Genomic DNA, 17,573 nt, shown 5'->3' with positions numbered 1-17,573 from the left:
CGTCCGGCAGCCGAGGAGGCGCGGGTCGGGTCACCCGCGGTCGTGCGCCTTCCCGATCGCGTCGGCCGCGCGCACCAGCGCCAGGTGCGACAACGCCTGCGGGGTGTTGCCGACGTGGCGCCCCGTCGCGACCTCGATCTCCTCCGAGAGCATCCCGACGTCGTTGCAGTAGCCGACCAGCCGGTCCATCAGGGCGACGGCGTCGTCGACGCGCCCCGAGGCGGCGTACTGCTCGGCCAGCCAGAACGAGCAGGTCAAGAACGGGTTCTCCGCCCCGTCCAGGCCGTCGATGCCGCTCTCGGTGCGGTAACGCAGGAGCAGGCCGTCCTGCAGCAGATCGTGCTCGATGGCGGCGACGGTGCCGAGCATCCGGGGGTCGTCGGCGGCGACGAAGCCGACCTGCGGCAGCTGCAGCAGGGACGCGTCGACCTCGGTCGTGCCGTAGTGCTGGGTGAAGGAGGCGCGGTCGGCGTTCCAGCCGCGGGTCTCGATCTCGGTGCGCACCTCGTCACGCAGCCGGCGCCACCGGTCGACCGGGCCGTCGAGGCCGAACTGCTCGATGCCCTTGATGGCCCGGTCCAGAGCGGCCCAGATCATCACCCTCGAGTGGGTGAAGTGCTGCAACTCGCCGCGGATCTCCCAGATGCCGTTGTCGGGCCGGGTCCAGTTGTCCTCGACGTACTGCATGAGGGCACGCTGCAGGGGCCACGAGTACTCGCTCTCCTCGACGCCGAGCAGGCGGGCTTCGTGCAGGGCCACCATCACCTCGCCGAAGATGTCGCCCTGGTACTGCTCGTACGCGGCGTTCCCGATGCGCACCGGTGAGGCCCCGTCGTAGCCGGGCAGATGCCCGAGTTCGCTCTCGTGCAGGTACCGCTCGCCGGCCAGGCCGTACATGATCTGCACGTCGGCGGGGTCCCCGGCGATGGCACGCAGCAGCCAGCCGCGCCACCGGTCGGCCTCCTCGGCGTATCCGTGCAGGATGAGGGCCTGCAGCGTCATCGACGCGTCACGCAGCCAGACGTAGCGGTAGTCCCAGTTGCGCGAGCCGCCGAACCGTTCGGGCAGGCTAGTGGTCGCCGCGGCGACGATGCCTCCGGTGTCCTCGTTGGTGAGGGCTCGGAGGATCAGGAGCGACCGGTGCACCTCGGGGGCGTAGGCCTCGGGGGCCGAGCAGCGTGAGGCCCATGCCTGCCACCAGGCGACGGTCTCGTCGATGCCGGCCGGCACGTCGAGGGGCGCCGGCGGTTCGCGATGGGACGGGTACCAGGTGAGGCTGAGGTCGACCGTCTCGCCGGGGGAGACGTCGAACGTCGCCTCGTGCGTGTGGTCGGTGGCCGTCAGCCGCGGGCCGCGGACCACGACGGCGTCGGGCCCGGCCGTGGCGACGAGGGCCGTCTCGTCGCCCTCGGGGATCTGCCGCACCCAGGGGAGGGCCGTCCCGTAGCCGAACCGGATCGCGAGGTCCACGTGCATCGAGACGGTGCCCGAGACCCCGGTCACCCGGCGGACGACGTCGGCCCGCCGGTCGCCGTAGGGCATGAGGTCGGTGACCTCGACCACTCCGGTGGGCGTCGTCCAGCGGGTGACGAGCACGAAGGTGTCGTCGACGTATCGCCGGGTCGAGGTGGCGGCGGCGTCGGAGGGGGCCACGAGCCAGCGTCCGGCGTCGTGGTCGCCGAGCAGGGCACCGAAGGTCGACGCGGAGTCGAAGCGGGGGAGGCAGAGCCAGTCGATGCTGCCGTCGGAGCCGACGAGGCCTCCGGTGTGCAGGTCGCCGATCAGTGCGTAGTTCTCGATGGGCAGGGGCATGCGCTCATCAAACCAGCGCGCGCCGGGGCCGGGATCAGCGTTGCAGCGTCGGATCGGGCCAGAGCGTCTCGACCTTGGGCTTCTGCCGCCGGGTGCGAGCCCAGACGACGAACCCCGCGAGCGTGAAGGCGCCGTAGAAGACGTACATGAACGCCGACGCGTAGTAGCCGGCGCTGAACAACAGGGGAGTGCCGACGAGGTCGACCGCGACCCAGATCAACCAGAACTCGACCCAGCCCTTGGCCATGCCGTAGGTGGCGAGGAGCGACCCGGTGAAGATCCAGGCGTCGGCCCACACGGGTTCGTACGACCCCAGCAGGCGGAACAAGGGGGTCAACGCGGCGGTGCCGCCGACGAGGACGACGACGATCAGCACCCGGTTCTTCCACCCCGCCCAGCGGGGCTCGACGGCCGCGCCGCCGGCGTCGTCGGCGTGCTTCCAGCGGTACCAGCCGTAGATCGACACCACGATGAACATCACCTGGCGTGCGGCCTGCCCGAGCAGGTTCACCGGGTTGGGGGTGTCGAACACCGCGCCGAGGAAGACGGTGAACAGCAGCGCGTTGCCCACGATGCCGATCGGCCAGGCCCAGACCTTGCGCCTCATGCCGCCGAGGGCGCTGAGCAGGCCGAAGACGTTGCCCACCACCTCGCGCCAGAGGATCGTCTGGTCGCCGATGTGCACCTGCGCGTCGAACAACCACAGCAACGGATTCATCGGGAGGCTCTCTTCGGTCGGGGAGGCGGGTGGTGCGGGACCACGGCGTCCCCGGGGCGCAGGGCGCCTGGTGCGTCAACGAGTGTGGCACGGGGGGAATTCCCGACGTCGCACGGCTCACCGGCCACCGTCGTCCGACGGACGCCCCGGGTTCAGGCGAACAGCTGCTGCTCGACCCGGTCGTCGAACACCCCGAGCAGCAACCACGAGTCGCCTCGGCCGTCGAGCGCCAGGTCGAAGGTGCCGTCGACCCGGTGGGCACCGTCCGTGAGCGGCACGGCGTCGACCCGCCAGACCGTCATCTCGAGCAGGTGCGCGCTCGCCCCGCGTGGTGCCCGGGTCGCCGATCGCCACCAGTCGGTCCGAGTGACCCAGAGTTCGGGCGAACTGACGACGCCGTACACGACCCCCCGCCACTCGAAGCGCAGGGGCGCCCCGTCGGCGGTCGTCTCGACCGGGACCTTCTCGTCCACCCTCATCTGCCGACCTCTCGTTCGAATGTGTGTTCGAACGGAGTCTACGAACCCCCACCGACATCGGCCACCCCCGGTGCGGGGCCGAGGCCCGGGCGCCGAGGCGCCGGCGTCCTCACCAGCCGGGCAGCGCCTCCTCGACGTGGACGACCGCCTCGCGGGGCAGACCGGCCTCGTCGGCGAACGACCGCCACCGCCCCACCGCGTCACGCACCTCGTCGACGATGCCCGACGCGTCCCGCACCAGGAAACGGTCCGCCAGGCGCATCACGTCGGCCCTCGAGACATCGCGGAAGACGCCGTCCACCCCCATGAGGTGCTGGTACGTCCACCGCCCGGTCGGGTTGTGCGCGAACGTCACGTCGTACGCGGGCGACAGCCCCCACGACGCCTCGGGCCCCGCCAACAGGAACGACGAGTTCTTCGTGTGGTCGTCGTTGTTGGCCGCCAGCACGTTGAAGACCATCCGGCGGAACGCCTGCGCCATCGCCTCGTCGCCCGACCCCATCCGACGGACGGCGTCGAACAGCTGCCCGTAGTCGTGGGCCTGTCGCTGCCGGAAGTCGAGATGGGCCGCCCCGCACAGCGTGAGGACGTGGGCCTTGCCCTCGGCCCGGCGGTCGAATCGACGCGTCATGAAGTGCGACCGCCCGTTCTCGTCGAGCAACCGGCACTCGGCCATGTCGATCCCCGCCGCCCCCGCCATCAGCGAATACGCGTACTCGACCCGTCCGGCGAGACCTCCCGACCCCAGCTCGGAGTCCGGGCCCACCCCGTCCAGCTTGATCAACCAGTGCTCGAACCCGTCCGGCGCCGCCACCTGGCCCGACCGGATCTCGCCCGTGCCACGGTTCCACGCGACCACCGCCTTCGCCCGCGCCCCACCCGCCGACGTCCCCACCTGGATCAACGACCTGATCGCCGACTCCGCCTCGCGGTCGTCGCCGAAGCTGGCGTCCAGCACGCTGCGTGCCCCCTCGACGAGCGCACTCAGTTCGACCGCGCTCGTCGTCCGCTGACGCGGTCCCCGCGCCGGCCGGAACTCCAACGCCCCCATGGCCCGGTCCGCCATGTACGCCAACCGGTCGAGCGGGCTCACCTGCTGCCGTGACACCCCCTGGCGCACCAACCAGGCGTCGATCACCGCATTGCCGAAGTCGTCCGGCATCGCGTCCGCCAGCACGGCGGGCAGGCGATGGAACGTCGCCTCGGGCAACTGCGGGAAGACGTGCCGCCGCGTACGCACCGGCATCGTCAGTGGTGCCAACTCGATGCCGCGCGCCACCCAGTCCGGGTAGTACTCGAAGACGTACGCCCCGATCCCCGGGTCGAGCGCCACGGCCCCCACCCGGAGACCCCACGCCGTCACCTCGACCGCCCGGACCGGGACCCAGCTCACGAGTCGCCGCCCGGCGATCGTCCGCCCCGCGGGCGATACACCCGACGTCGCGGCTCGTCGCCCGCCGACCGCAGCACGTCGAGCGGGCTGACGGCGCTCGCCGGGGCGATGCCCCCGAGGACGTCGTCGGCACCGAGGGCCCGCAGGACGCGGACGAGCGTGCGCAACGTGCTGCCGCGGCCGGCCTCGAGGGACTGCACCGTGCTGGGGGACAGGTCGGCCCGTCGGGCGAGTTCGAGCTGGTCGAGTCCCCTGTCGAGCCTCAGGCGACGGACCTGCTCGCCGACCTGGCGTTCACGCTCGTCCGTCGACACGAGCGGGGGCACCGGCACTCGTGCGGCCTGGTCGTCGTCGAACACGATGCTCCAATCTCGGGATGATCCACGATAGCAGCCATGTCGACCCACAAAACAGGACTATCCCACTATTACAGGACCACCACGAGCTACCAGGGTCAGTCGATCACGCCGTTGTCGAGGAGTTGTTCCCACAGGCCGGCGCCGTCGGGTGCCGACACCCAGACGACGTCGCTGCCCTCGGCGTGTTCCGACCGCGACCGTCCACCGGCCAGCACGGCCTCGCTCGGCGACAGCTGACGGATCGCCACGGCGGCCACGTTCTCGGGGTGGTCGTGCAGGAACGTGCCGTACAGCTCTTCGTCGTGCTGCCCGTCGTCGCCGACGAGCAGCCACTTGAGCTCGGGGAACTCGTCGGCGAGGCGGCGCAGGGACTCCTGTTTGTGCAGGCGACCGCTGCGGAAGATCCGGTCGTGGGTGGGGCCCCAGTCGGTCAACAGGAGTGCGCCGCTCGGGTACAGGTTGCGGGACAGGAAGCGGGACAGCGTCGGCGCCACGTTCCAGGCGCCCGTCGAGAGGTAGATGACGGGGCACCCGGGGTTCGCCGCGTTCAGGCGCTCGTAGAGCACGGCCATGCCGGGCACCGGGCGCCGGGCGTGCTCGTTGAGCACGAAGGTGTTCCAGGCCGCGAGCAGCGGCCGGGGCAACGAGGTGACCATCACGGTGTCGTCGATGTCCGAGACGATGCCGAACCGCGCCTCCGGATCGATGACGAAGATCGGCGCCTCGACCGGCACGGACCCCTCGGTGCTCAGGGTCGCGACGTGCCAGCCGGGTTCGAGGTCGACGGCAATGCGCGCGTCGAGCACGCCACCGCGGTCGGCCTGGACGCGTTGGACGCGACCGCCGAGCGAGACCTCGACCAGGGCCTTCTCGACGGGCACGCTGGTGAAGCTGCGCCACCCCCGGACGTTGAGGCGGTCCACGCCCGACAGTGTGCCCGTCCGGGTGAGCAGGACCCGGGACAGCACCCGCGCCCATCCGGGAGCGCCGTAGCCGGTGTACGGCACGACGGTGGGCAGGAGGCCGCGGCGTCGGGCTCGCTTCTCGCGGAAACGGTGGACCGAGTTCTCGATGCGGGCCGCTCGGTGGAGGAAGGGCTCGACGGCGGCGGGCGGTGCCTTGCGGGTGTCGGGCATCCGGTCAGTCTCGCACGATGGGTCGTCGGACGGACGGACGGACGGACCGCCGGCGGACCGGATCAGCCGACGGGGGCCAGCAGACCGGGGTGGTCGACCGACGACGAGCCGACCTCGGGGCCGACCTCGTGGTGCAGCAGGCGCGCGGCGATCTCGTCGCTGAGGCCGGCGATGCCCTGCACCAGGTCGTCGTCGCCCTCGGTCTCGGGGTCGAGCCAGTCGTCCATGACGTCGGTGCCGACGAGCACCGGCATGCGGTCGTGCACCTCGGACACCGGACCCGAGGAGGCGCGGGTCAACACGGTCGTCGACAACAGCCACCGAGACGGGGCGCCCACCTCGGCCGACGGGTCTCGCCACCACTCGTAGAGCGCGCCGAACAGCACCACCTCGTCGTCGGGCAGCCGCACGAGGACGGGGCGCTTCGAGCCGTCGGGCAGGGTCTGCCACTCGTACCACCCGGTGGCCGGGACCAGGCCGCGGCGCGAGACCACGGCGTCGCGGAACGACGGCTTCTCGGCGACCGACTCGGACCGCGCGTTGAACAGCGGGGGACCGGAGTCGGGCCCTGCCGAGCCACCGGGCACGAGACCCCACCGCGCCGCGGCGAGCCGTCGGACCGGCGGGCCGCCGGCGTCCTCGCCCCGAGGAGCCGCGTCGACGAGCAGACTCACCGGCCGGGTCGGAGCGATATTCCAGGAAGGCTCTGGGAGAGTGTCTCCTGATACATCGACGTCGAACAGGGCCACCAGGTCGCTCGAGGCGCGTGCCATCACGAATCGTCCGCACATGCGATCCATTCTGGTGGCAGCCGCCGACATCCGGTGACCGCCACCACGGTCCCCCTTCCGACGTCATCGCACCGTGCCCGACCCCGTCGAGGCATCGCCACGAAACGGAGAAACGTTGCTCGTCACCGACGTCAATGACGCACTGCCCGGGGGTTCACCGCTGCTGAGGAACGAGCCGGTCCAGGCTCGCAGTTCCGCGCGGCTCACCGGGCTGCTCGACGCGGCCGCGGCCATCATCGACGAGATCGGCTACGAGCGTCTGACGACGGCCATGGTCGCCGAGCGGGCGGGCGCCTCGATCGGCACGGTCTACCGCTACTTCCCCGACCGCATCGCCGTCGTCGACGCGCTCGCCCTGCGTTCCGTCCAGCGTCTGACCGTCCGGGTCGACGAGGCCGTGTCCGACGACGCCGTCACCGACTGGCGTCGTGCCGTCGACCTGTTCGTCGACGCCAAGGCCGAGATGTACCGCAGCGAGCCCGGTTTCCGGGCCATCCGCTTCGGCGACGCACCCGACGTGCGCACGCCCGAGACGCGCCAGTACACGAGCCCCCTGGCCGAGCAGCTGCTCGCCGTGCTCGTCGACCACTGCTCGGTGCCGCGCACCGACGAGCTCGAGCTGGGCCTCCAGGTGGCGGTCGAGATCGCCAACGCCCTGTTGGCGCGCGCCTTCATCGACGACGCCGAGGGCGACGGCCGCTTCGTCGACCAGTGCCGCACGGTCCTGACGGGCTACCTCGAGCCCCTCGTCGGCGCGCACTGACCTCGTCGGCCGTGTGACGGCCGGCGTCGGGGGCCCCGGCGGGGTCGGTGACGCTTCGTCGGGATCTGTGGTTGGGTGAACGCCCTGGCAAGTGTCGATTCGTGCTGCCCACGAGGAATGAGCCACCCATGATCGAGTTCCGTTCCGTGACGAAGCAGTACCCCGACGGCACCCTGGCGGTGGACGACTTCAGCCTGGTGATCCCGTCCCGGAAGACCACGGTCTTCGTCGGGTCGAGCGGCTGCGGCAAGACGACGATCCTGCGGATGATCAACCGCATGGTCGACCCGACCTCCGGTGTCATCGAGATCGACGGCAAGTCGATCGGCGACCTCGAGCCCGTCGGGCTCCGCCGCAGCATCGGCTACGTCATGCAGAACTCCGGCCTCCTTCCGCATCGCAAGGTCGTCGACAACATCGCGACCGTCCCCGTCCTCAAGGGCACGTCGAAGAAGGTCGCCCGCGACCGCGCCCTCGAGCTCATGGACACCGTCGGTCTCGACCGTGACCTGGCCCAGCGTTACCCGAGCCAGCTGTCCGGAGGGCAGCAACAGCGCGTCGGCGTGGCCCGTGGCCTCGCCGTCGACCCGAACATCCTGCTCATGGACGAGCCCTTCGGTGCCGTCGATCCGCTCGTCCGGTCCGACCTGCAGCAAGAGCTCATCCGGTTGCAGCGCGAACTCGACAAGACCGTCGTCTTCGTCACGCACGACATCGACGAGGCCTTCTACCTCGGCGACCAGGTCGTGATCCTCGAGAAGGGCGGCCAGATCGCCCAGCAGGGCAGCCCCGCCGAGATCCTCTCGGCACCCGCCACCGACTTCGTCGCCGAGTTCATCGGAGCCAACCGGGGCAAGCGTGCCCTCCACGTCGAGCAGACGCCGACCGGGCAGGTGGTGGTGGACGGCGACGGGCGCACCGCCGGGGTGCTGACCGAGTCGGTCCGAGGTGGGCAGGCGTCGTGAACTGGATCTGGTCCAACAGCGACTACATCCTCGACAAGACGATCGTGCACCTCGGCCTGAGCGTGCCGCCGGTCATCCTGGCGTTCGTCATCTCGCTGCCCATCGGCTGGTTCGCGAACCGCTACCGGGTGTCGAGGGGAATCCTCACGGTCGCCGGTCTGTTCTACGCGATTCCGTCCTTGCCCCTCCTCATCGCCCTGCCGGTGGTCTTCGGCACCTCGCTGCGGAGTCCCGTCAACATCGTCATCGGCCTCACCCTCTACGGCATCGCCCTCATGGTCCGATCGGTGGCCGACGCCCTCGCCGCCGTCGAGGCCGACGTCACGCAGTCGGCGACGGCCGTGGGCTACTCGTCCTGGCAACGGTTCTGGAGGGTCGAGTTCCCCCTGGCGGGTCCGGTCATGCTCGCCGGTCTGCGGGTCGTCGTGGTGAGCACGGTCAGCCTCGCCACGGTCGGAGGGGTGCTCGGCGTCAACGGTCTGGGACTCCTCTTCATCGACGGCTTCCAGCGCGACATCACCGCCGAGATCGTGGCGGGGATCGTGCTCACCATCGTCATGGCCCTCGTGCTGGACTTCCTGCTCGTGCTCCTCGGGCGGGTCCTCATGCCCTGGAGCCGCAAGGACGCCAAGATCAAGCCCGTCGCTCCCCTCCAGGACCGCCAGAAGGTCGTGCTGCCGTGAACTTCTTCGTCGAGGCGTTCGCCTGGCTCGCGGACCCGATCCACTGGACGGGTGCCGACGGCATCCCCACGAGGCTGGGCCAGCACCTCTGGTACAGCGCCCTCTCGGTGGTGATCGCCTCGGTGATCGCCGTTCCCGTCGGGTACCTCATCGGACACACCGGCCGTGGTCGCTCGATCGCCGTCTCGATCTCGGGCGGCGCGCGTGCCCTGCCCTCCTTCGGCGTCATCACCCTGATCGCCCTGTCCGTCGGCATCGGCCTCACCGCGCCGATCATCTCGTTCGTCATCCTGGCGATCCCGTCGGTGCTCGCCGGTGCCTACTCGGGGTTCGAGGCCGTCGACCGCAAGACCGTCGACGCCGCACGGGCCGTCGGCATGACCGAGTGGCAGATCATGACGAAGGTCGAGATGCCCCTCGGCCTGCCCCTGTTGATCGGCGGCATCCGGTCCGCCGTCCTCCAGGTCGTCGCGACGGCGACCCTCGCCACCTTCGTCGGCGCGGGCGGTCTCGGCAGCTACATCATCACGGGCCTCCGGGCGAACGACTACCCGAAGATGCTGGCGGGCTCCATCCTCGTCATCGCCCTCGCGGTCGTCCTCGAGATCCTCTTCTCGATCGTCCAGCGTCTCGTCGTCCCCGCCGGGGTCACGGCCGGGCGCCCCACCGACATCCGCTCCAGGGCCGTCCGGCCCGGGGCGGTCACGGCAACACCCCTCACGAAAGGCACACAGTGATCACAGCGAACAAGAAAGGCCGGCTCACCGTTCTCGGCGCAGTCGCGATCGGGGCCATGGTGGCCCTGGCAGGGTGCGCGTCGAGCGACCCGCTGAGCTCCGGCGACTCGTCGGCGTCGAGCGACGGCGACACGCTCGTCATCGGCTCGCAGCAGTACTACTCGAACGAGATCATCGCCGAGTTGTACGCCCAGGCCCTCGAGGCCAAGGGCTACACGGTCGACCGTCAGTACCAGATCGGTCAGCGCGAGGTCTACCTGCCCGAGCTCGAGTCCGGCAAGATCGACGTCTTCCCCGAGTACACCGGCAACCTGTTGCAGTACTACGACAAGGACGAGACCGCCAAGTCGCCCGAAGAGGTCGAGACGGCCCTCGCCGCCGCGTTGCCCTCCGGTCTGACCGCGTTGAAGGCCGCCGCGGCGTCCGACCAGGACAGCTACAACGTGACGAAGGAGTTCTCCGAGGAGAACGACATCACGAGCCTGGCCGACCTCAAGGACTACTCCGGCACGCTGACGTTGGGTGCTCCGCCCGAGAACGCCGAACGTCCCTACGGCCCTCCCGGGTTGAAGAGCATCTACGGTGTCGACGTCACCTCGACGCCGATCGACGACGGCGGTGGCCCGTTGACGGTCAAGGCCCTGACCGACGGCAGCGTCCAGCTGGCCGACATCTACACGGCCAGCCCGTTGATCGCCGAGAACGACCTCGTCACCCTGGAAGACCCCGAGAACATGATCCTGCCGCAGAACGTGGTGCCGATCGTGTCCGACAAGGTCGACTCCGACGCCCAGGACGTCATCGACAGCGTCGACGAGGTCCTGAGCGCCTCCGACCTGCAGAAGCTCAACTCGAAGAGCCAGACCGACAAGGAGTCCTCGGCCACCATCGCCAAGGACTACCTGACCGAGAAGGGCCTGCTCGACATCTAGGCCCCCTCGTCGAGAGCCCCGTTCCGTTCGCGGAACGGGGCTCTCCGTCGTCCGGGCCCCGCCCGGAGGGCGACCCCGAGGAGGCGCGGGTCAGGACGTCCCGTCGCCCGCGTCCCCGTCGGGGCGTGTCATGTGGCGCTCCTCGCGGCGGTGCAGGACTTTCTTCACGACGACGACCAGCAGGACGAACGCGACGATGATGCCGACGAAGACGTACCCGGCCTGGTGCAGTCGGTCCGCCAGCTCGCGGTAGCCGCCCGCGGCCGCCGCGCCGACGGAGACGTAGGCGAGGGCCCAGAGGAGGCAGGCGGGGGCCGTCCAGGTGAGGAACGTCCGGTAGCGCATGGGGCTCGTGCCCACCGTCAACGGGATGAGCGAGTGCAGAACCGGCAGGAACCTCGAGACGAAGACGGCGATGCCGCCCCGTCGCGCGAGGTAGTTCTCGGCCCGGACCCAGTTCGCCTCGCCGAGGCGTCGTCCGAGCGCGCTCGCGCGGATCCTCGGTCCGAAGAACCGGCCGAGGGCGAACCCGACGCTCTCGCCCACCAGGGCGCCGAGGACGAGGGCGACCACGAGCGCACCGAACTCGAAGGGTGACCCCACCGCCGTGGCCGACACGATCGCCACCGTGTCGCCCGGCACGATCAGGCCTAGCAGCACCGACGTCTCGAGCACCATGGCGATGCCGGCCAGCACCGTCCTCAGCACGGGATCGACGGACTGCACCAGGTCGAGCAGGGTCGTCAGCACGTCGTTCACCCGCCCGAGCCTATTCACAGCGAGTGCACGGCGCCCGGGTGCCCTAAACGACAGGTGTCGTTCATCTCCGGATCTAGGCTCGACACGTCCCGACGGTGCGACGCACGACCACCACCACCATCCGAGGGAGAAGGCACATCCCGATGAACGAGCTGCTCGACCCGCTGCTGTTGTCCCGCTGGCAGTTCGGGCTCACCACGATCTACCACTTCCTGTTCGTGCCCCTCACGATCGGCATGGCCTTCACGGTGGCGGTCTTCCAGACGGCCTGGGTGCGCACCGGCCGCGTCCACTACCTGCAGCTGACCCAGTTCTTCGGCAAGATCTTCCTGATCAACTTCGCCATGGGCGTCGTGACCGGCATCGTCCAGGAGTTCCAGTTCGGCATGAACTGGTCCGACTACTCGCGGTTCGTCGGCGACGTGTTCGGCGCCCCGCTCGCGCTCGAGGGCCTGCTCGCGTTCTTCCTCGAGGCGACCTTCATCGGCATCTGGATCTTCGGCTGGGACAAGGTGCCGCCGAAGCTCCACCTGCTGAGCATCTGGGGTGCGACGGTCGGCAGCATCCTCTCGGCGTACTTCATCATCGCCGCGAACGCCTTCATGCAGAACCCGGTCGGCTACGACATCAACGAGGAGAAGGGGCGGGCCGAGCTCACGAGCATCTGGGAGGTGCTGACCAACAAGGTCGCCCTCGCCGCGTTCCCGCACACGATCTTCGCCTGCTTCATGGTCTCGGCCGCGGTCATCGTCGCCGTCGCCGCCTGGCACCTCTCGCGCAACCAGCACCTCGAGACGATGCGACCGGCCCTGCGGTTCGGTCTCTGGACGATGGTGGCCGCCGGCGCGCTCACCTTCGTCACGGGCGACCAGCTGGGTCTCGCCATGGTCGAGACCCAGCCGATGAAGATGGCGGCCGCGGAGGCCCTGTACAAGACCAGCACCGGCGCCGACGCCTCGTTCTCGATCTTCACCCTGGGCACGCCCGACGGGGTGCACGAGCTCTTCAGCATCCGGTTGCCGTACCTGCTGTCGTTCCTGTCGACGCACACCTTCGACGGCACGGTCGAGGGCATCAACGACCTCCAGGCGCAGTACGTGCAGCTCTACGGTCCGGGGGACTACACCCCGATCATCTGGGTCACCTACTGGTCCTTCCGCTGGATGATGGGCCTCGGCATGGTCAGCGTGCTCGTCTCGCTCGTCGGCCTCTGGATCACCCGCAAGGGGCGACTGCCGCAGAACAGGTGGGTCTGGCGGGCCGCGGTCTTCAGCTACCCGATGCCCCTCCTCGCCATGATCGTCGGCTGGGTCTTCACCGAGATGGGTCGACAGCCCTGGCTCGTCTTCGGGCTGCTGAAGACCGAGGACGGCGTCTCGCCGGGCGTCACCGGCCTGACGGTGCTCATCTCGCTCGTCGCCTTCACGCTGATCTACGGCACGCTCGCGGTCGTCGAGTTCAAGCTCATCGTCAGGGCCGCCCAGAAGGGGCCGGCCGACGCCCCCGAGCCCGACCCCGTGTCGGGCGAGATCCGCCACGAGGCGACGGTCTACTGATGCCCACCACCCCCACCGAACCGATGCGAGAAAGGCTCTGACCATGGACCTCCCCACCCTCTGGTTCGTGATCCTCGGGTTCTTCTTCGTCGGCTACTTCGTGCTCGACGGCTTCGACTTCGGGGTCGGCATGTCCCTGCCCTTCCTCGGTCGCGACGACACCGACCGGCGCGTGCTGATCAACACCATCGGTCCGGTCTGGGACCTCAACGAGACCTGGGTCATCGTCGCCGGTGCGTTCCTGTTCGCGGCCTTCCCCGAGTGGTACGCCACGCTGTTCAGCGGCTTCTACCTCTTGATGCTGCTCATCCTGCTGGCCCTGATCGCGCGGGGCGTCTCGTTCGAGTACCGCCACCAGCGTCCCGAGTCCTCGTGGAAGCGCCGCTTCGACCTCATGATCGTCGTCGGTTCGGCCGTGCCGGCGTTCGTCTGGGGCCTGGTGTTCGCCAACGTCGTCCAGGGCGTGCCGCTCGACGAGGGGTACAACTACACCGGGACGTTGGTCGACCTGCTGAACCCCTACGCCCTGCTGGGCGGTCTCACGACCCTGCTGCTCTTCTTCACGCACGGCGTCGTGTTCGTCACGCTCAAGACCGAGGGTGCGATCCGTGACCGGGCCCGGCGCCTGGCCACCCGCGCGGGGCTCGTGACGATCGTCGTCGCGGCGTCCTTCCTGGTCCTGACCTCGCTGATGCACGGGACCCTCGCCTCGGTGGTCCTCTCGGCCGGGGCCGCCGTCAGCCTGATCGCCTCGTTCGTCGCGAACCTGCGCGGTCGCGAGGGCCGGTCCTTCGGCCTCATGGCCCTCACGATCGCCCTGGCGGTGTCGAGCCTGTTCGCCGCGCTCTTCCCCTGGGTGATGCCGGCGAGCAACGATCCGGCGAACGGTCTCACGATCGCCAACGCGTCGAGCTCGACCTACACCCTGACGATCATGAGCTGGGTGGCCCTCGTCTTCGTCCCGCTCATCCTCGGATACCAGGGCTTCACCTACTGGATCTTCCGCAAGCGGATCACCCGGGCGACCATCCCGGCCGCGCACTGAGGCGACGTCCGTGAAGCCGCTCGACCCGCGCCTCCTGCGCTACGCCTCCGCCGCCCGGGTGTTCCTGGGGCTCGGTGCCGTGCTCGGCCTCGCGCAGACCCTCGCGATCGTCGCCGTGGCCTGGTTCACCACGACGGCCGTGGTCCAGGTCGTCGACGGGCGCGTCTCCGGTCTCTCGACCACCCTGCTGGGGCTCGGGGTCTCGGTGGCGGCACGATCGCTCGTCGCCTGGGCCCTCGAGGTGACGGCCGCGCGGGCCGCGGCGCAGGTCAAGAGCCAGCTGCGGGCCCGGGTCGTCCGCGCCGTCGCCGACCGGGGGCGCGCCTGGGTCGACCGCCACTCCTCGGCGCGCGTCGCGACGCTCGTCGGCCCCGGGCTCGACGCCCTCGACGAGTACTTCGCGCGCTACCTGCCGCAGCTGGTGCTGACGGCCCTGGCGACGCCGCTGCTCATCGTCGTCATGGCGCTCCACGACTGGTTGTCGGCCCTGATCGTCGTGCTGACCCTGCCGTTGATCCCCGTCTTCATGGTCCTGATCGGGTGGACCACTCGGGCCGCCCAGACCCGGCAGTGGGACCGCCTGACGCACCTCGCCTCGTCGTTCGCCGACGCCGTGGGCGGGGCGTCGACGCTCAAGGCGTTCGGTCGCGAGCGGCGCCAGGTCGAGCGGATCGGTCGCATCACCGACGACTACCGGGTCGAGACGGTCACGGTGCTGCGCGTGTCGTTCCTCAGCGGTTTCGTGCTCGAGCTCGCGGCGTCGCTGTCCGTCGCACTCGTCGCCGTGTCCATCGGCATCCGGCTCGTCGAGGGGTCGCTGGGGCTGACCGCCGGGCTGTTCGTGCTGTTGCTCACCCCCGAGGCCTACCTGCCCCTCCGCCAGGTCGGAGCCAACTACCACGCCGCGGCCGACGGGGTCGCGGCGGCCGACGACGTCTTCGAGCTGCTCGACGACGAGGACGGCGACGTCACGCCCCGGTCGTCCCGGGCGACGACCGACGCCGATCCGGCCGCGGCCCTCCCCGAGGCCGACGCGCTCGTCGTCGACCGGGTGTCGGTCGGCCGAGGAGGCGCGGTGCGGCTGGCCGAGACCTCCTTCGTCGCCGAGACGGGTCGCGTCACCGCGGTCGTCGGACCGAGCGGTGCCGGGAAGTCCACCTTGCTCGACGCCGTGCTGGGGCTCGAGCCGTGCGAGGGACGGGCCGTCTGGCGCTCGTCGGGCCGCGCGCCCGCCCGCCACGAGATCGCCTGGTCGGGCCAGTCCGCCCAGTTGTCGTCCGGCACCGTCGCCGAGAACGTCGGCCTCGGCGACGAGGACGGGCCCGACACCGAGGCCGTCGTCCGCGCCCTCGACCTGGCCGGCGCGGCCGGCCTCGACCCGGCGCTCGTGCTCGGGGCCGGCGGCGAGGGGCTGTCCGGCGGCCAGGCGCAGCGGGTGTCGGTGGCCCGGGCGCTGTACCGGCTCGACCGGGTCGGGGCGCGCCTCCTGCTGGTCGACGAGCCCTCGTCCGCCCTCGACCGGGTCACCGAGGCCCGGGTCGTCGAGGGCCTCCGTCGCATCGCGGCCACGGGCGTCGCCGTGGTCGTCGTCACGCACCGCCGCGCCGTGAGCGACGCGGCCGACGTCGTCGTCCCGATCGGAGGCCCCTCGTGACCCGCTCGTTGCTCCGCACGGCTCAGCCCGCCGGGCGCCGCGCCGCCCCCGGCCTGGTCTTCGGGTCGCTGAGCGCCCTCTCGGCGGTGGCCTTGCTCGCGGCGTCGGCGTACCTCATCACGCGGGCCGCCGAGCAGCCGCCGATCCTGTACCTCTCGCTCGCCGTCGTGGGCGTCCGCGCGTTCGCCCTGACCCGCGCGGTCTTCCGCTACCTCGAACGGCTGTCGAGCCACGACGCGGCCTTCCGTCAGCTGGCCGTGGTCCGCACCGAGCTCTACCGCCGACTGATCCGCGTGGCCCCGGCGGGTCTCGGCCGCACCGATCGCGGCGACCTGCTGGCGCGGGTCGTCGGTGACGTCGACGCCCTGCAGGACCTTCCCCTCCGGGTCGTGCAGCCGCTCGTGGTGTCGGGCCTGACCTCGGTCGTCGCGGTGATCGGCGTCGCCCTGGTGTCGCCGATGGCGGCGGTCGTCCTGGCAGGCGCACTCGTCGTCGCGTTCGTCGTCGGCTGCGTCGCCGCGGACCGGCTCGCCCGCCGCAGTGAACGCACCTTCGCCGACCGGCGGGGGCGCTCTCGGCCGCCGTCGTCGACCTCGTGCAGAACCTCGACGTGCTCGTCGCGTTCGAGGCGGTGGACCGCCAGCTCGCCCGGGTCGCTCGACTCGACGACGACCTGCGCCGCGCCTCCTCGCGTCGGGCCCTGACCGGGGGCGTGGTCGCCGCCGTGCTCTCGGCGCTGTCGGGTGCCGCCGTGTTTGCGACGATCCCCGTCGTGGCGCCCGACGTCGCCTCGGGCGGGCTGACCGGTCCCGCCTTCGCGCTGGTCGCCCTCGTGCCCCTCGCCGTCTTCGAGGTCGTCGGTGCCGTCCCGACGGCCGTGCTGGCCTGGCGTCGCGTGCGGGCGAGCGGTGACCGCGTCGACTCGGCGGTGCCGGTCGACGTGCCGGCCGGCGTCGTCGACGACGACCACGTGTCCGGCGGAGCGGACGTCACCGCCTCCGACCCTCTCCGAGCCCACGGGCCCGCCGTGCCGGCCTCCGTGCCCGCGCTTCGCCTGCGGGGAGTCTCGGCGACCTGGCCGGGGGCGGCGGGCCCCGCGCTCCGCGGCGTCGACCTCGACGTGGCCGTCGGCGACCGCCTCGTGGTCGAGGGGCCGAGCGGCGCCGGCAAGACCACGCTGGCGTGGGTGCTGGCCCGCTTCGTCGAGCACACGGGTCGCTACGAGGTCGGGGGAGTCGACACGGCGATCCTCGCCCCGGCCGCCGTCCGGGCCACGGTCGGCCTGATCGAGCAGACGCCCTACCTCTTCGACGAGTCCCTGCGGCAGAACCTGCTCTTCGCCCGCGACACGGCCACCGACGACGACCTGCTCGCGGTCCTTGACCGTGTCGGGCTGGGCCGTTGGGCCGCCGAGCGCGGCGGGCTCGACGCACCGGTGGGCGAGCGCGGCGTCCTCGTCTCGGGCGGTCAGGCCCAGCGCATCTCGCTCGCGCGTGCCCTCCTGCGGGGGTTCCCGGTGCTCGTGCTCGACGAGCCGACGGCCGGACTCGACGCCGAGACCTCCCGTCGGCTCGTGCACGACGTCCTGACCACCGCCCGCGACGACGGTTCGACGGTCGTCGTGATCTCGCACGTCGAGGTGCCGGCCGAGCTGGTGACGCGGCGCGTGCGCCTCGAGGCGGGCCGCCTCGGCGAGGTCGAGGTCGAGGTCGAGGTCGGGTCCGAGGTCGGGTCCGACGTCACGCCCGACGACGGGGCCGGCGCCTGACGCGTCGAGGCACCGATCGCGTC

At 70.8% G+C, this 17,573-nt stretch carries 18 protein-coding genes; 10 read left to right on the top strand and 8 right to left on the bottom strand.

All coding sequences use genetic code 11. The features are described from left to right. Positions 1 to 30: 30 nt before the first annotated feature. The 7 genes from OVA02_RS12620 to OVA02_RS12590 form a co-directional block, all read right to left on the bottom strand. Positions 31 to 1,866 carry a glycoside hydrolase family 15 protein gene (locus OVA02_RS12620; protein WP_267659704.1) on the bottom strand — a complete coding sequence of 612 codons (1,836 nt, stop codon included), beginning with the start codon at positions 1,864 to 1,866 and terminating at the stop codon, positions 31 to 33. After that, positions 1,847 to 2,530 carry a nicotinamide riboside transporter PnuC gene (gene pnuC / locus OVA02_RS12615; protein WP_159824818.1) on the bottom strand — a complete coding sequence of 228 codons (684 nt, stop codon included), beginning with the start codon at positions 2,528 to 2,530 and terminating at the stop codon, positions 1,847 to 1,849. The genes OVA02_RS12620 and pnuC overlap by 20 nt, the downstream gene beginning before the upstream one ends. Before the next feature lie 152 nt (positions 2,531 to 2,682). Further along, positions 2,683 to 3,009, bottom strand: coding sequence for a DUF6504 family protein (locus OVA02_RS12610; RefSeq protein ID WP_055972315.1), 327 nt, complete (start codon positions 3,007 to 3,009; stop codon positions 2,683 to 2,685). 109 nt (positions 3,010 to 3,118) lie between these two features. Further along, entirely contained in the window at positions 3,119 to 4,402 is a 1,284-nt protein-coding gene (locus OVA02_RS12605; protein ID WP_173150961.1) for a type II toxin-antitoxin system HipA family toxin, read from the bottom strand. Then, a complete protein-coding gene (locus OVA02_RS12600) occupies positions 4,399 to 4,761 on the bottom strand; it encodes a helix-turn-helix domain-containing protein (RefSeq protein WP_056045735.1) in 363 nt (120 codons plus the stop codon). Before OVA02_RS12600 ends, OVA02_RS12605 begins: the two co-directional genes overlap by 4 nt. 95 nt (positions 4,762 to 4,856) lie before the next feature. Further along, positions 4,857 to 5,897 carry an App1 family protein gene (locus tag OVA02_RS12595; RefSeq protein WP_056045734.1) on the bottom strand — a complete coding sequence of 347 codons (1,041 nt, stop codon included), beginning with the start codon at positions 5,895 to 5,897 and terminating at the stop codon, positions 4,857 to 4,859. A gap of 62 nt (positions 5,898 to 5,959) precedes the next feature. Next, entirely contained in the window at positions 5,960 to 6,688 is a 729-nt protein-coding gene (locus OVA02_RS12590; protein ID WP_159824822.1) for an SOS response-associated peptidase, read from the bottom strand. 115 nt (positions 6,689 to 6,803) lie between these two features. Here OVA02_RS12590 and OVA02_RS12585 point away from each other — a divergent pair, with 115 nt between their 5' ends. The 5 genes from OVA02_RS12585 to OVA02_RS12565 all read left to right on the top strand — a co-directional run bounded on the left by OVA02_RS12585 (position 6,804) and on the right by OVA02_RS12565 (position 10,768). Further along, positions 6,804 to 7,451 (top strand): TetR/AcrR family transcriptional regulator, encoded by a 648-nt coding sequence (locus OVA02_RS12585; RefSeq protein WP_056045731.1) that lies wholly within the window; start codon positions 6,804 to 6,806, stop codon positions 7,449 to 7,451. Between the two features lie 128 nt (positions 7,452 to 7,579). Beyond that, complete coding sequence (locus OVA02_RS12580; RefSeq protein ID WP_056045726.1) at positions 7,580 to 8,416, top strand: ABC transporter ATP-binding protein; 837 nt, start codon at positions 7,580 to 7,582, stop codon at positions 8,414 to 8,416. After that, positions 8,413 to 9,099: an ABC transporter permease gene (locus OVA02_RS12575; RefSeq protein WP_056045723.1), complete on the top strand. Its 687-nt coding sequence runs from the start codon at positions 8,413 to 8,415 to the stop codon at positions 9,097 to 9,099. The genes OVA02_RS12580 and OVA02_RS12575 overlap by 4 nt, the downstream gene beginning before the upstream one ends. Next, positions 9,096 to 9,836, top strand: a complete 741-nt coding sequence (locus tag OVA02_RS12570; protein ID WP_056045720.1) for an ABC transporter permease — start codon at positions 9,096 to 9,098, stop codon at positions 9,834 to 9,836. Before OVA02_RS12575 ends, OVA02_RS12570 begins: the two co-directional genes overlap by 4 nt. After that, on the top strand, positions 9,833 to 10,768 hold the full coding sequence (locus OVA02_RS12565; RefSeq protein ID WP_235452495.1) for an ABC transporter substrate-binding protein: 936 nt from the start codon (positions 9,833 to 9,835) through the stop codon (positions 10,766 to 10,768). Before OVA02_RS12570 ends, OVA02_RS12565 begins: the two co-directional genes overlap by 4 nt. Positions 10,769 to 10,858: 90 nt before the next feature. Here the strand turns inward: OVA02_RS12565 and OVA02_RS12560 are convergent, their stop codons facing one another. Next, complete coding sequence (locus OVA02_RS12560) at positions 10,859 to 11,527, bottom strand: DedA family protein (RefSeq protein WP_267658612.1); 669 nt, start codon at positions 11,525 to 11,527, stop codon at positions 10,859 to 10,861. A 143-nt stretch (positions 11,528 to 11,670) separates the two neighbouring features. On the opposite strand from OVA02_RS12560, the gene OVA02_RS12555 reads away from it, so the two are divergent. From OVA02_RS12555 to OVA02_RS18095, 5 genes are read left to right on the top strand one after another with little or no spacing between them, the layout of a single operon-like run. Beyond that, on the top strand, positions 11,671 to 13,083 hold the full coding sequence (locus OVA02_RS12555; RefSeq protein WP_267658611.1) for a cytochrome ubiquinol oxidase subunit I: 1,413 nt from the start codon (positions 11,671 to 11,673) through the stop codon (positions 13,081 to 13,083). A 43-nt stretch (positions 13,084 to 13,126) separates the two neighbouring features. Next, on the top strand, positions 13,127 to 14,128 hold the full coding sequence (gene cydB / locus OVA02_RS12550; protein ID WP_267658610.1) for a cytochrome d ubiquinol oxidase subunit II: 1,002 nt from the start codon (positions 13,127 to 13,129) through the stop codon (positions 14,126 to 14,128). A gap of 10 nt (positions 14,129 to 14,138) precedes the next feature. Next, positions 14,139 to 15,782, top strand: a complete 1,644-nt coding sequence (gene cydD, locus OVA02_RS12545; RefSeq protein ID WP_267658609.1) for a thiol reductant ABC exporter subunit CydD — start codon at positions 14,139 to 14,141, stop codon at positions 15,780 to 15,782. After that, complete coding sequence (locus OVA02_RS18100) at positions 15,779 to 16,486, top strand: ABC transporter transmembrane domain-containing protein (protein WP_324289743.1); 708 nt, start codon at positions 15,779 to 15,781, stop codon at positions 16,484 to 16,486. Before cydD ends, OVA02_RS18100 begins: the two co-directional genes overlap by 4 nt. Next, positions 16,378 to 17,550 (top strand): amino acid ABC transporter ATP-binding/permease protein, encoded by a 1,173-nt coding sequence (locus OVA02_RS18095; RefSeq protein WP_324289742.1) that lies wholly within the window; start codon positions 16,378 to 16,380, stop codon positions 17,548 to 17,550. The genes OVA02_RS18100 and OVA02_RS18095 overlap by 109 nt, the downstream gene beginning before the upstream one ends. Positions 17,551 to 17,573 lie beyond the last annotated feature (23 nt).

Source organism: Frigoribacterium sp. SL97 (genome assembly GCF_026625765.1).
GTDB lineage: Bacteria > Actinomycetota > Actinomycetes > Actinomycetales > Microbacteriaceae > Frigoribacterium.
This window is presented reverse-complemented; position numbering and strand designations above follow the sequence as displayed.